At 43.6% G+C, this 12,634-nt stretch carries 10 protein-coding genes; 7 read left to right on the forward strand and 3 right to left on the reverse strand.

Annotation, left to right across the window (positions count from 1 at the left end; all coding sequences use genetic code 11):
• Positions 1 to 9: 9 nt before the first annotated feature.
• The 3 genes from uvrA to L0992_01690 form a co-directional block, all read right to left on the reverse strand.
• Positions 10 to 2,841, reverse strand: coding sequence for an excinuclease ABC subunit UvrA (gene uvrA, locus L0992_01680; GenBank protein ID XGB67445.1), 2,832 nt, complete (start codon positions 2,839 to 2,841; stop codon positions 10 to 12).
• Between the two features lie 149 nt (positions 2,842 to 2,990).
• Positions 2,991 to 3,863 carry a UTP--glucose-1-phosphate uridylyltransferase GalU gene (gene galU / locus L0992_01685; protein ID XGB67446.1) on the reverse strand — a complete coding sequence of 291 codons (873 nt, stop codon included), beginning with the start codon at positions 3,861 to 3,863 and terminating at the stop codon, positions 2,991 to 2,993.
• 157 nt (positions 3,864 to 4,020) lie between these two features.
• Entirely contained in the window at positions 4,021 to 4,668 is a 648-nt protein-coding gene (locus L0992_01690) for a LuxR C-terminal-related transcriptional regulator (protein ID XGB67447.1), read from the reverse strand.
• 278 nt (positions 4,669 to 4,946) lie between these two features.
• Here L0992_01690 and L0992_01695 point away from each other — a divergent pair, with 278 nt between their 5' ends.
• The 7 genes from L0992_01695 to L0992_01725 all read left to right on the forward strand — a co-directional run bounded on the left by L0992_01695 (position 4,947) and on the right by L0992_01725 (position 12,634).
• On the forward strand, positions 4,947 to 5,495 hold the full coding sequence (locus L0992_01695; protein XGB67448.1) for a single-stranded DNA-binding protein: 549 nt from the start codon (positions 4,947 to 4,949) through the stop codon (positions 5,493 to 5,495).
• A gap of 160 nt (positions 5,496 to 5,655) precedes the next feature.
• Positions 5,656 to 7,671 (forward strand): RNase E specificity factor CsrD, encoded by a 2,016-nt coding sequence (gene csrD, locus L0992_01700; protein XGB67449.1) that lies wholly within the window; start codon positions 5,656 to 5,658, stop codon positions 7,669 to 7,671.
• 2 nt (positions 7,672 to 7,673) lie between these two features.
• Positions 7,674 to 9,116 carry an MSHA biogenesis protein MshI gene (locus L0992_01705; GenBank protein ID XGB67450.1) on the forward strand — a complete coding sequence of 481 codons (1,443 nt, stop codon included), beginning with the start codon at positions 7,674 to 7,676 and terminating at the stop codon, positions 9,114 to 9,116.
• On the forward strand, positions 9,116 to 9,763 hold the full coding sequence (pilO, locus tag L0992_01710; GenBank protein ID XGB67451.1) for a type 4a pilus biogenesis protein PilO: 648 nt from the start codon (positions 9,116 to 9,118) through the stop codon (positions 9,761 to 9,763). The genes L0992_01705 and pilO overlap by 1 nt, the downstream gene beginning before the upstream one ends.
• On the forward strand, positions 9,756 to 10,088 hold the full coding sequence (locus L0992_01715; GenBank protein ID XGB67452.1) for an MSHA biogenesis protein MshK: 333 nt from the start codon (positions 9,756 to 9,758) through the stop codon (positions 10,086 to 10,088). Before pilO ends, L0992_01715 begins: the two co-directional genes overlap by 8 nt.
• Positions 10,089 to 10,103: 15 nt before the next feature.
• On the forward strand, positions 10,104 to 11,741 hold the full coding sequence (gene mshL / locus L0992_01720) for a pilus (MSHA type) biogenesis protein MshL (protein XGB67453.1): 1,638 nt from the start codon (positions 10,104 to 10,106) through the stop codon (positions 11,739 to 11,741).
• A gap of 53 nt (positions 11,742 to 11,794) precedes the next feature.
• Positions 11,795 to 12,634 (forward strand): AAA family ATPase, encoded by an 840-nt coding sequence (locus L0992_01725; GenBank protein XGB67454.1) that lies wholly within the window; start codon positions 11,795 to 11,797, stop codon positions 12,632 to 12,634.

Raw genomic sequence — 12,634 nt, forward strand, 5'->3', positions numbered from 1 at the left:
ATTTTACACCTAGTTTAAATTTAACATAGGCTTAAGGAAGCGAGCAGTATGTGAACCTTCGACTAGTGCCACATCTTCAGGTGTACCCTCTGCAACAATCTCACCACCGCCTTGTCCGCCTTCTGGACCTAAATCTAAGATCCAGTCAGCTGTTTTTACGACATCTAGATTGTGCTCAATGACTACAACAGTGTTGCCGTGATCACGTAGTCGATGCAGCACGGTTAATAGTTGCTGGATATCGTGGAAATGAAGACCTGTTGTTGGTTCATCGAGAATGTATAAGGTTTTGCCTGTATCTCGTTTAGACAGCTCGCGAGCTAATTTAACACGTTGTGCTTCACCGCCAGATAAGGTGGTTGCCGCTTGGCCTAAGCGAATGTAAGAAAGACCCACATCCATTAATGTTTGCAGTTTACGTGCAATCACTGGAACTGGATTAAAGAACTCACGCGCATCTTCAACAGTCATCTCAAGAACTTCGTCAATGGTTTTACCCTTGTAACGAACTTCTAGTGTTTCACGGTTGTAGCGCTTACCTTTACATACATCACACGGTACATACACATCCGGTAAGAAGTGCATTTCTACTTTGATAACACCATCGCCCTGACATGCTTCACAGCGTCCGCCACGCACGTTAAAGCTGAACCTTCCCGCTTTGTAACCGCGTGAACGTGACTCTTGTGTGCCGGCAAACAGTTCACGAATAGGAGTGAAGATTCCAGTATAGGTTGCAGGGTTTGATCTTGGTGTGCGTCCTATTGGGCTTTGATCAATATCGATTACCTTATCGAAATGCTCTAACCCTTTAATCTTTTTATGTTTTGCCGGTACTGCTGTGGTTGCACCATTAAGTTGAGTGTGAGCGACTTTGAAGAAGGTGTCGTTAATCAGTGTCGATTTACCTGAACCCGACACACCCGTAATACAACTAAATAGTCCCACAGGAATGGTTGCAGTGACATTTTTAAGGTTGTTGCCTGTCGCTCCAACGATCTCTACGACTTTCTTCTTGTCGATTGGTGTTCGTTGTTTTGGTACTTCAATCTCTTTTACGCCACTTAGATATTGGCCGGTTAAAGAGTTCGGGTTGTCGATGATGTCTTGCATGGTGCCTTCTGCCACGACATGTCCACCGTGAACCCCAGCGCCCGGGCCGATATCGATGACATGGTCAGCACAGCGAATAGCATCTTCGTCATGTTCTACAACAAGCACCGTATTGCCTAAGTCTCTCAAGTGAACCAAGGTTTGCAGTAGACGTTCATTATCACGCTGGTGGAGGCCAATTGACGGCTCATCCAATACATACATAACACCCACTAAACCAGCACCGATTTGACTTGCTAGACGAATTCGTTGTGCTTCGCCGCCAGACAGAGTTTCAGCACTGCGTGATAGATTAAGGTAGTTCAAACCAACGTTAACCAAGAAATGTAGGCGGTCATTGATCTCTTTCATCACTTTATCAGCGATCTGTCCACGCTGACCGTCTAATTTCAACTCTTGGAAAAATTGCAGTGCATCAGCAATGCTGAGCTCAACGATTTCAGGCAGTGTTGTATCGCCGATAAATACATTTCGAGCTTCTAATCTCAGGCGAGTACCGTCACAGCTTGAGCATGACTTCGTTGAGATGTATTTAGCAAGATCTTCTCGAACTGAACTTGATTCCGTATCACGGTAACGGCGCTCTAGCGTATTTAAAATACCTTCAAACGGGTGACGCTTAACGCGGATATCACCACGATCATTGATGTATTTGAATTCAACTTCAGTGCGACCGGAGCCTTTGAGAATGATCTCTTGAGTCTTCTTGGGTAGAGAGTTAAACGGCGCAAACAGATCGAAACCATAATGCTCTGACAGTGATGTTAGCATCTGAAAATAGTAGTAGTTCTTTTGATCCCAACCTTTAATCGCACCTTCAGCAATGCTTAGGTTCTCATCTAAAATCACTCGACTTGGGTCAAAATACTGTTGAACACCAAGTCCATCACACGTACCACATGCGCCTGCTGGGTTGTTGAATGAGAACAAGCGAGGCTCAAGCTCTTGCATGCTGTAACCACACTTGGGACAAGCGAAGTTTGCTGAGAACACGATCTCTTCTTGATCTGTTTCGTCCATCCAGCCAACAACTGCAATACCGCCAGATAGCTCCAGTGTTGTTTCAAACGATTCAGCCAAGCGTTGCTGTAGATCAGGGCGAACCTTAAATCGGTCAACCACCACTTCTATCGTGTGTTTCTTATGAAGTTCTAGTGCTGGTGGATCGGATAGGTCACAAGTTTCACCATCAATACGCGCGCGAATAAAACCTTGAGCGGCTAAGTTCTCAAGTGTTTTTACATGTTCGCCTTTGCGCTCTTTAACGATCGGCGCCAGTAACATCATCTTTGAGCCTGCAGGTAACTCTAGTACCTTGTCCACCATTTGGCTGATAGTTTGCGCGGCAAGAGGAATATTGTGATCTGGACAGCGAGGTTCGCCCACTCGAGCATAAAGTAGTCTCAGGTAATCATAGACTTCGGTAATGGTACCTACGGTTGAGCGAGGATTATGAGACGTCGATTTTTGCTCTATCGAGATAGCCGGAGATAAACCTTCGATGTGGTCTACATCGGGTTTTTCCATAAGAGATAGAAATTGGCGAGCGTAGGCAGACAAAGACTCAACATAGCGACGTTGCCCTTCTGCGTAGAGAGTATCAAACGCAAGTGACGACTTTCCTGAACCGGATAACCCGGTGATAACCGTGAGTTTATCACGGGGAATCGTTAGGTTAACGTCTTTGAGGTTATGCGTACGAGCGCCTCTAATTTCTATTTTATCCATCTCAACAGACCATGTAATTTTAAGTGGCTAAAGTATTACATAGAGTGAGATTTGTGCAAAGTTTTACTGGATAAAAAAACAGTAAACAAAAAAGGGCGACTCAAAGAGCCACCCTTTTAACATTTGAAACGCTATTTCTTAAATAGTCGTTATGCTTCTTTCTTTGTTGAGTGTTTACCCAACTCGATCTGCTTTTGGTCTTTCTTGTATAGGTTCTCAAAGCAGTAGTTTGTTGCTTCGATGTAGCCTTCAACACTACCACAATCAAAACGTTGGCCTTTAAATTTATAAGCCAATACACAGCCCGCTTTTGCTTGTTTAAGCAATGCATCGGTAATTTGGATCTCGCCGCCTTTACCCGGTTCAGTCTGTTCGATCAGCTCAAAGATATCTGGAGTCAGAATATAGCGACCAATGATCGCTAGGTTGCTTGGTGCTGTACCTTGTTCAGGTTTCTCGACCATGTCATCGACACGGAAAAGATCGTCTTTGATCATCTCGCCAGAGATAACACCGTACTTGTGTGTTTCTTCGTCAGGTACTTCTTGTACTGCAACGATAGAGCAGCGGAACTGCTTGTATAGTGCAACCATTTGAGCCAGTACGCCTTGCTGCTCGTTCACACAAAGGTCATCGGCAAGCACAACTGCGAATGGTTCATCACCCACAAGCTCACGGCCCGTCAAGATTGCGTGACCTAAACCTTTCATCTCGCGTTGACGAATGTAAGTGAAGTTTGCTGCTTCAATCGTTTCACGGATATTAACGAGAAGGTCTTCTTTATTGGTACCGCTGATCTGATGCTCAAGCTCGTAGTTCTTATCGAAGTGATCCATGATTGAGTGCTTACCGCGGCCAGTAACAATACACATTCCGTCCATACCAGCTTCGATTGCTTCTTCTACGCCGTATTCAATCAGCGGCTTGTTCACAACTGGCATCATTTCTTTCGGCATTGACTTAGTTGCTGGTAAAAAACGTGTACCGTAGCCAGCTGCCGGGAAAAGGCACTTTTTGATCATGATAAGACCCTTTATCTATAATAATTATTGATTCAACCTGAGTGGTTGATATTTCTGAGGGCAACTCTAGCATAAGTTATGTCGAAAATTCAGCAACAATACCTATGGTTTATTAGAGCTTCCCTCAAAATTATCGTCAGTTTAAGAGGCGGATCAATTATGCAAGTAGGTTCTGGTTAGCCCAAGCGATGGCTTGGACTCTATTTTTAACCGCTAACTTACGGAATATTTGATAGAGGTGAGACTTGACCGTGAACTCACTAATGAACAAGTCATCGGCGATTTGTGTGTTGGATGAGCCGGATTGAAGGCAACGAATAACCTGAATCTCTCGAATAGTTAAGTCGACATTGGTTGGTGTTGTGTTGGTATTGACCATATTACGGTAGTAAAACAGCAGTTGATTGGTCACTTTTCTTGGTAGCCAGTTATCACCATCAATCACTTCTTGAAGGCCATGAGCTATCTTGTCTTTTTTATCGGTATTATAAAAGAGACCTTTTAATACACCGTAGGTTAGAAGCTCTGAAGTCGGCAGCTGTTGTGGAACATTGAATAAAATGATCTCATGGTTTTTCCACATCACGGTTAGGTTGGGACAGATAATAAGTAGTTGTGGTACCTCCCTATAGTCGACAAGCAGGATGCGGTTACTCTGCTTTCTGTCGACTAGCATTAAGTCGTCCGGAGTCATTTTGTAGAGAATGATGGATAAGTGTTTTTCTATCTCTTTTACATGTAGGTAAGTGTCACTCGGGTCGATGCACAGAAAGTGTAAAGTGCGAGCGTATCGAGATTTTCTCATTGAAACTCCGTGTTTAAGTTGGGTGAGATTTCACGTTGTCATGCACGCTTTGGCTTCTCTAGTGCAATAGTAGTGACTTGCGTTGAATATCAATTCCCAAAGTAAATGAGTGGTTTGTAAGTGGAGAAAAAAGCAACATCGCTCTGAATATCATGATTTGTTACGTTTTTATTCTTTGTGGTGGAGTGAGAATAGGAAGCGATTTATCACAGCAGAAAAGCATGCTATTCTTGTGCGCTAAAAATTTTCTGAGACTATGAATTTAGACGGAGCAAATCATGGCTAGCCGTGGAGTTAACAAAGTTATATTAGTGGGTAACCTAGGTAATGACCCAGAAATTCGTTACATGCCTAATGGCGGCGCGGTAGCGAACATTACCATTGCAACGTCAGAGTCATGGCGTGATAAAGCAACTGGCGAACAGCGTGAAAAAACAGAATGGCACCGTGTTGCTCTGTTTGGCAAGCTAGCTGAAGTTGCTGGTGAGTACCTACGTAAAGGTTCTCAAGTTTACATTGAAGGTCAACTTCAAACTCGTAAATGGCAAGATCAAAGCGGTCAAGATCGCTACACAACTGAAGTGGTTGTTCAAGGCTTCAATGGTGTAATGCAAATGCTTGGCGGCCGTGCTCAAGGTGGTATGGGTAACAACCAACAGCAAGGTGGTTGGGGTCAACCACAACAGCCACAACAGCCACAACAGCAGCAGCAACAATATAGTGCTCCTGCTCAACAGCAGAAAGCACCTCAACAACAAGCTCCTCAGCAGGCTCAACCTCAATATAATGAGCCACCGATGGATTTTGATGATGACATCCCATTTTAAGCCCTGTTTTTAATATATTATAAAGACAGTATTAAATTGGAAAAGCCGCGTTCATCGCGGCTTTTTGTTACCTAGAATTCTTAACGCTTTATTTACAACGTCAATTTATAGTATAAGTAGCAATACGGTATAATGTGAGTTGAAAAGGATTTCGTTATTCATGAGATATACCCCCACGCTAAAATTGAGCACCCGATTGGTCGCATTTGTCACGGTGATAGTTATCAGTGCGATGTTCATTCTTTTTATAGGTGGCACCCTTTCGTTCAAGCGCATCGGGCAGGAATATTTAGACCATTATTTGGTGGGAATAGTCGACGTTGTAGATAAAGAGATGGAAGATCCAGATGCTGCGTACTCAATGCAGCGTTGGATGCCTAAGATGTTGCAGGCTAGCAATATCGTTGAGATGAAACTCTCAAATAAGACGGGCATTGTTTACCGCTTCAAAGATACTTCTCCACAAATTGATCCGAATCGCCTCTATGAGAAAAGCTTCACGTTAGAGCGTAATGAAGGTTACCAAATCGAATTCAAAGCATTGCCTCCTTATATTGGTTACAACTACTCAATAGAAGCGATGTGGTCGATTACTTTAGCGGTTGCTTTGATCATCTTCTGTTTGGCTCGTGGTGTTCGATGGTTGAAAGAGCAATTAATGGGCTCTGAAATGTTGGAAGAGCGCGGAAGGATGATCCTTGCAGGGCAAGTTGAAGCGCATGCCAGAGGCGATGAGCGAGAGTGGCCCTTTACGGCAAGTGAAGCACTCGATGTGTTAATTGAAGAGCTGAAAGATGCACGCCAAGAGCGTAGCCGTTTTGATACCTTCATTCGTACTCATACTTTCTTAGATAAACTTACTGGTACAGCCAACCGAGTGCTATTCGATAACAAGCTTGAATCGGCACTGCATGAAAGTGGCGCTCGTGGTGGTGTGTTGTTAATTCGTATCGATGAGTGGGAACAAGTTCGTGATGCCAATGACAAGCAAGTGACCGACGGCTTTATTATTGAAGTCGGTGAAGTCTTATCGAATATCGTTCAGCGCTACCCTGATGTTATTTTCTCTCGTTATTACGAAGCCGACTTTGCGGTATTTATCCCGCATCAGGGAGCAAAAGATATTGCGACCTTGGCAGCTCAATGTTTAAGGCAGTTAGATAAGCTAACCCCACCGGAGCCATTAGAGTCGGATAACTGGTGCCATATCGGTGTGACCATGTATACCGAGGGTGAGCGTCATAGCCAGATTATGGATGAAACGGAAACCGCACTAAAGAGTGCCCAGTTGGAACGTATTAACAACTGGAGCCGTTATCCTAAACAGAATAAAAATGAGCTTGATAGAGGCAGCGTCCGTTGGAGAACATTACTCGATAAAGCCCTGCTTCCTGAAAATTTGGTAATCTTTGCTCAGCGGTGTTACCTTATGCCGGAATCTGGTCAAGCTAATGAATTACATAGAGAAATATTCACTAGAATTCAGGATCCTGACAAAGGTTTATTGAAATCGTCTCGATTTATGCCTGCGGTAGAGCAAGTGGGTTATCAAGCTCAAATGGACCAATCCGTGTTGAAGGTTTTGTTGAAATCTTTGAAAGAATCAACTCAATCGATTAACTACTCAGTGAACCTGAATGTCACTCCGTTTGCGAGTAAACAGCATTTTAAGTGGTTTAGGAGCGAGTTATTACAGCTCTCAGCTCAACATCGATCTCAGCTGGCTTTTGAATTTCCAGAAGGTCACCTTATTGCTCATCTTGATTATATGAGACCGGTGGCAAAGATGCTGCGAGGATTAGGGTGTAAAGTCATTGTTGGCCAAGCTGGGCGAACCATAGTTAGCACGCACTACATAAAGGATTTGAAGGTTAATTATATTAAGCTTCATCGGAGCTTAATTAAGAAAATCGATCAAAGGCATGAGAACCAGCTGTTTGTCCGAAGTTTAATAGGGGCATGCGGTGATTCTCCAACCCAAGTTATCGCGGTTGGGGTCGAGACAAAACAAGAAAAGAATACCTTGATAGAGTTAGGCATTAACGGCTATCAAGGGAGATATTTCGACGAAGAGCAACAAATTATTCCTTTGCCTCACCAAGGTGAAAAGACAGTGAAAGCTGAATCTGTTGTTAAAGTTGGTCGAAGAAATCGATGGCGTAAGAGTAGTAGTTAAGCATGAATTTTAAAGCGATTTTAGACAAGATAAAGCCAACGAATAATAAAGGCAGCTCGCAAGTTGTTATGTTGGGCAATGATACTGTTTATATTTCATCGACAGAGCAAGAATCTCAAGTCACTAACATCCCCGTAGTAAATGGGGACTGGGAAAGTGCACTAAAAAAATCGCTTAACAGTGAGGCTTTTACCAGCAGTAGCCTTCAATTGATAGTCTGTGCTAACTATTACCAAACTTACCAAATTGATAAACCGGACATTCCAGAGAGTGAGTGGTCGGTTGCCTTGCCTTTTTTATTGAAAGATCTTGTCGCTGAAAGAGTGACTGAGATTACGGCAAGTGCGGTCGCACTGCCGACATCAAACAAACTGCAAGTGTATGTTTTACCTAAAAAACTGTTAGATAAGCTTTTAAACATTACTAACTCAGCGCAAGTAGAGCTTAAAGGTATTGCTCCTGAAGATGAAATCTGGGGCTATAGTGCCGGCGAACTCTCTAATTTCATACTTCTACAACGCAGCTCAAATTCACACTTTAAGTTGGGTGCGTTTGTTGAGAATACAGTTTGCTTCCAAAGAACGATTCGCAGTGTGGTTCCACCTTTAACGGGTGTTGCATCCAGCGCACTGCAGTTAGATGGCCTTGCTTTAGAACTCCAGCGTTCGATTGACTACCTTTCTTCTCAAATCAAAGGCACTCAACTTCATCAGCTAAAAATCTGTTGTGATGAAGAGGATGAGGCAGAACTACAAAGTGCGTTAAACAATACACTGAGCTCAACGGTTTCTTTACTGGTTGAAGGTGAGCGCGAAAACTCTGAAAGTTTGTTGGTTAAGCTCGCTGCTGAAAAAGATGCGTTTAACGTCAATCTTTACCCTGAACACCTCAAGCCGAAAAAAGAATATTTCACATTAACGAATGTGGTCGCGAGTTGGGGACTTGTCTGTGCCCTGCTTATTGGCGGTTACTTTGTGATGCAATACCAAATATCGAATTTGGACGAAGAACTAACAGCTTTGCAACATGACTCCAATCAAGTTAACAAGCAAGTTAACCAGTTGAAGAGTAAGTTAACTGAGCATAAACCGTCTCCGGAGAAAGTCGCCGCCGTTGCCCGTCTCAAACGTGAGATACAAGCAAAAAAAGAGGCGTTAAAGGCCGTTGGGCAATACGACGAATCCCAGCAAGTCGGGTATTCTGGCGTCATGAATTCCCTAGCTACATTAGGCCGAAATGACATCTCTCTTTCGCACATCTATATGACTCACGATACTTTAGATCTTAGTGGTTTAGCTCGTAACGCTAATGTCGTTCCAAACTGGATTGGTCAGTTTAAAAATGAACTTAATTTGGTCGGCCGCACCTTCGAAAAACTTAAAATAGGTCGCAATGATCAAGATGTGGTGACGTTCGAGTTAAGTACTCGCAGGGAGAGTAAATAATGCAGCAGTGGAACCAGCTGAGCGATAAATTTCTTGCATTAAGCCAAAGAGAAAAATGGCTACTTTTCGTGTGTGGCTTTGTCGGTTTATCGATGCTTGTATTCACCTTATTGGTTGAACCTGCATATCTCGATTTACAAGCGAAAAACGCTAAATCGATGAGCCTGATGCAGTCAAACCAAAGGCAACAAGGTGAGCTACTTGTTCTTCAAGCAAAGTTGAACAAAGACCCAGACAAAGAAATTAATATCGAGTACAAAAAGCTATTAGTAGAAAGCCAAGACCTTTCGCTTCAACTGTCAGAGATTGTCGATGGACTGATCTCGCCTTCTCAAATGTCACAGTTATTGGAAAGTGTTCTCAATGCGGGCCATGGACTTAAGCTGGAATCCTTGGAATCACTAAAACCAGAAGCGATTTCAAATAACAAAGAGACTAGCGAGTACTCAGGCTACTTTCTTCACCCTGTGAGAATGGAACTAACAGGCAGCTATTTTGATATTTCAGCTTACCTTCAAGCCCTTGAGTCTCTTCCTGTGAGTTATTACTGGCGCACATTTGAGTATTCAGTAGAAGAATATCCTAAAGCTCGACTTGTGTTCGAGGTTTACACACTTGGTACCAGACAGGAGTTTATCGGTGGCTAGAACTCTATTGTTGTCCTTGCTGTTTAGTAGTTCCCTTGTGTGGGCTGAGCAAGATCCAACGGCGCCATTAGGTTGGCTTTCACCTCAACAAAAAACAGCGCCAGCTAAAAAGGCGCCAGTTCAATATCGCTTACCGTCTCTAGAGAGCATTGTTTGCAAGGGGGATACACCTTGTTATGCGATTATGAATGGTCAGATTCTCGGTCAAGGGGAAACGATCAGAGGGTACCGAGTTAAGAACATAGATCCAGAATACGTCACTCTGCAGAGAAGCTCTAAGCAGTGGAAATTAGAGATGTTCTCTTTAGATGTTAAGAATAATTAAGGTTAGAGTGAAGACATGCGTAAACTTGTAGTAGCAATCCTAGTGTCATCTTTAGTCGGCTGTTCGATGGGACATCGCGATCCCGTTGAAATAAAAGAGTCTTTAAACGAATCAATCAATGAAGCTAACAGTAAAGCGCTTCATGAGCTTCCTTCATCCGTACAAGATGATCTTATGCCTCAACTCGATTCGGATTCAGTATCGCCAGGAATGGAAACGGTTAAGCGTTTTCGCATTCAGGCTAAAGGTGTTGAAGCGAGAACCTTCTTTGCTAGCTTGGTGAAAGGTACAGAATACAGCGCCGCTATTCACCCAAGCGTGTCTGGAAACCTTACGCTTAATCTAACCGATGTAACGTTAGATGAAGTGCTGGCTGTTGCTCAAGACATGTATGGCTACGATATCGAAAAGCGTGGCAAGGTGATTCAGGTTTACCCAGCAGGCCTTCGCACAGTAACGATCCCTGTCGATTACCTACAAGTTAAGCGTTCTGGTCGTTCATTGACGACGATCACTACAGGCACGATCTCTAATTCGGACAACAGTTCGTCGAGCTCTTCAAGCTCAGACTCTAACTCGTCGAATTCATCAAACTCTTCTAATACATCAAACTCGACATCGAATGGTGGCACAGAGATTGAAACCACATCTGAAAGTGATTTTTGGCCACAGCTTGAAGCGGCAGTTGCTCACTTAATTGGTTCGGGTGATGGGCAAAGTGTCGTGGTTACCCCGCAAGCGAGTGTGATTACCGTTCGTGCTTACCCTGATGAAATCCGTGAGGTTCGTGAGTTCCTAGGTATTTCTCAGAAACGTCTGCAACGCCAAGTTATCTTGGAAGCCAAAATCATGGAAGTCACCCTGAGTGATGGTTACCAGCAAGGTATTAGCTGGTCGAGTTTATCGAAGTCGATTGGTAGTGGTGGCGTTGTTATTGACCGACCAGGTGGAACATTGCCTCCATTAGATGCAATCAGCTCTTTGTTAGGTGGACAAACCAACGTAACGATTTCAGACGGTAGCTTTGAAGCGGTATTAAGCTTTATGGATACTCAAGGTGATCTCAATGTTCTTTCTAGCCCACGCGTAACGGCTGCAAACAACCAGAAAGCGGTGATCAAAGTTGGTACAGACGAATACTACGTGACGGACTTATCAAGCGCGGTGGGTAGTGGTGACAATGCTAATGTTGCGCCGGAGGTTGAGTTAACGCCGTTCTTCTCTGGTATCTCTTTAGATGTGACCCCTCAGATAGACGATAAAGGCAGCGTGTTCCTACATGTTCACCCTGCTGTTATTGAAGTAGAGGAAGAAGTGAAAGAGCTAAACCTAGGCTCAACAACAGGCATAGTGCAACTTCCTTTGGCGAAAAGCTCTATTCGTGAATCTGACTCAGTGATTCGAGCTCGAGACGGAGATGTGGTCGTTATTGGTGGTTTGATGAAATCCAACACCAGTGATGTGACGTCTAAAGTCCCATTCCTCGGTGACATCCCAGCATTAGGTCATTTATTCCGTAACACCAATCAGTTGACTCAAAAAACTGAGCTCGTGATCTTGCTTAAACCAACGATCGTGGGTGTGAATACTTGGCAAAATGAGTTGGAACGCTCTCGTGATCTTCTTCAAGAGTGGTTCCCTGATGAAGAGTAAATACTTACTTTCTCAATATAGAGTGGCAGTGTCTCACTAAGCTAGGTCGTCGTATGTATCAAGCTCACTTTGGTTTTGAACAACTGCCATTTACGTTAACGCCGAATACTGATTTCTTTTATGGTTTGGCACCTCATTTTGAGGCGATTCAAACGGTCATCTCGGCGTTAGAGATGGGAGAGGGCGTGATTAAAGTTACTGGTGAAGTCGGCACGGGAAAAACCATGGTTTGTCGGATGCTGGTTAATCATTTAAAGGATTGTACGGCGTTAATCTATTTGCCAAATCCTGTGTTGTCTGGCGCTGATTTACGTCACGCTGTCGCTAAAGAACTTGATTTGACCATCGATAATGAAGCCACTTTAGTCGATAACATTCAGCATAAGTTGATTGATTTACACAACTCGGGTTTGAGAGTGGTCGCTATACTGGATGAGGCGCAAGCTCTATCCGATGAGGCTCTTGAAACCTTAAGGCTGTTCGGCAACCTTGAAACAGAAGATAAGAAATTACTTCAGATAGTGTTACTTGGGCAGCCTGAATTGGACGCTCGATTAGAGGCTTACCACTTAAGACAATTTCGTCAAAGAATCACATTCAGTTCGACACTGAGGCCGCTGACTCTCGATGAGACGGTAGCTTACATTGATAATCGAATTACTAAGTCTGGTGGCAATTCTGAACTGTTCAGTTTGAATCAAAAAAAGGCGATTTGCCGTTCTTCATTGGGTATTCCAAGGTTGATAAACCAGTTGTGTCATAAGGCTCTGTTGCTCTCGTTCAGTGAAGATAAGAAAAGTATCGATAATCAGCATCTGTTCTCCGCCATGCACGAAACTTACGATGTGTGTAAGCCTAAATTTAAAACGCCAATACTGTGGGGTTGGAATTAA

The sequence above is a fragment of the Vibrio pomeroyi genome (genome assembly GCA_041879425.1).
Lineage (GTDB): Bacteria > Pseudomonadota > Gammaproteobacteria > Enterobacterales > Vibrionaceae > Vibrio > Vibrio pomeroyi_A.

Excerpts from the sequence above, each read along its gene's own strand:
- L0992_01690 (XGB67447.1), bottom strand. The coding sequence starts at position 4,668 with ATGAGAAAATCTCGATACGCTCGCACTTTACACTTTCTGTGCATCGAC.
- mshL (XGB67453.1), top strand. The coding sequence starts at position 10,104 with ATGCGTAAACTTGTAGTAGCAATCCTAGTGTCATCTTTAGTCGGCTGT.
- uvrA (XGB67445.1), bottom strand. The coding sequence starts at position 2,841 with ATGGATAAAATAGAAATTAGAGGCGCTCGTACGCATAACCTCAAAGAC.
- csrD (XGB67449.1), top strand. The coding sequence starts at position 5,656 with ATGAGATATACCCCCACGCTAAAATTGAGCACCCGATTGGTCGCATTT.
- L0992_01695 (XGB67448.1), top strand. The coding sequence starts at position 4,947 with ATGGCTAGCCGTGGAGTTAACAAAGTTATATTAGTGGGTAACCTAGGT.
- galU (XGB67446.1), bottom strand. The coding sequence starts at position 3,863 with ATGATCAAAAAGTGCCTTTTCCCGGCAGCTGGCTACGGTACACGTTTT.
- pilO (XGB67451.1), top strand. The coding sequence starts at position 9,116 with ATGCAGCAGTGGAACCAGCTGAGCGATAAATTTCTTGCATTAAGCCAA.
- L0992_01725 (XGB67454.1), top strand. The coding sequence starts at position 11,795 with ATGTATCAAGCTCACTTTGGTTTTGAACAACTGCCATTTACGTTAACG.
- L0992_01705 (XGB67450.1), top strand. The coding sequence starts at position 7,674 with ATGAATTTTAAAGCGATTTTAGACAAGATAAAGCCAACGAATAATAAA.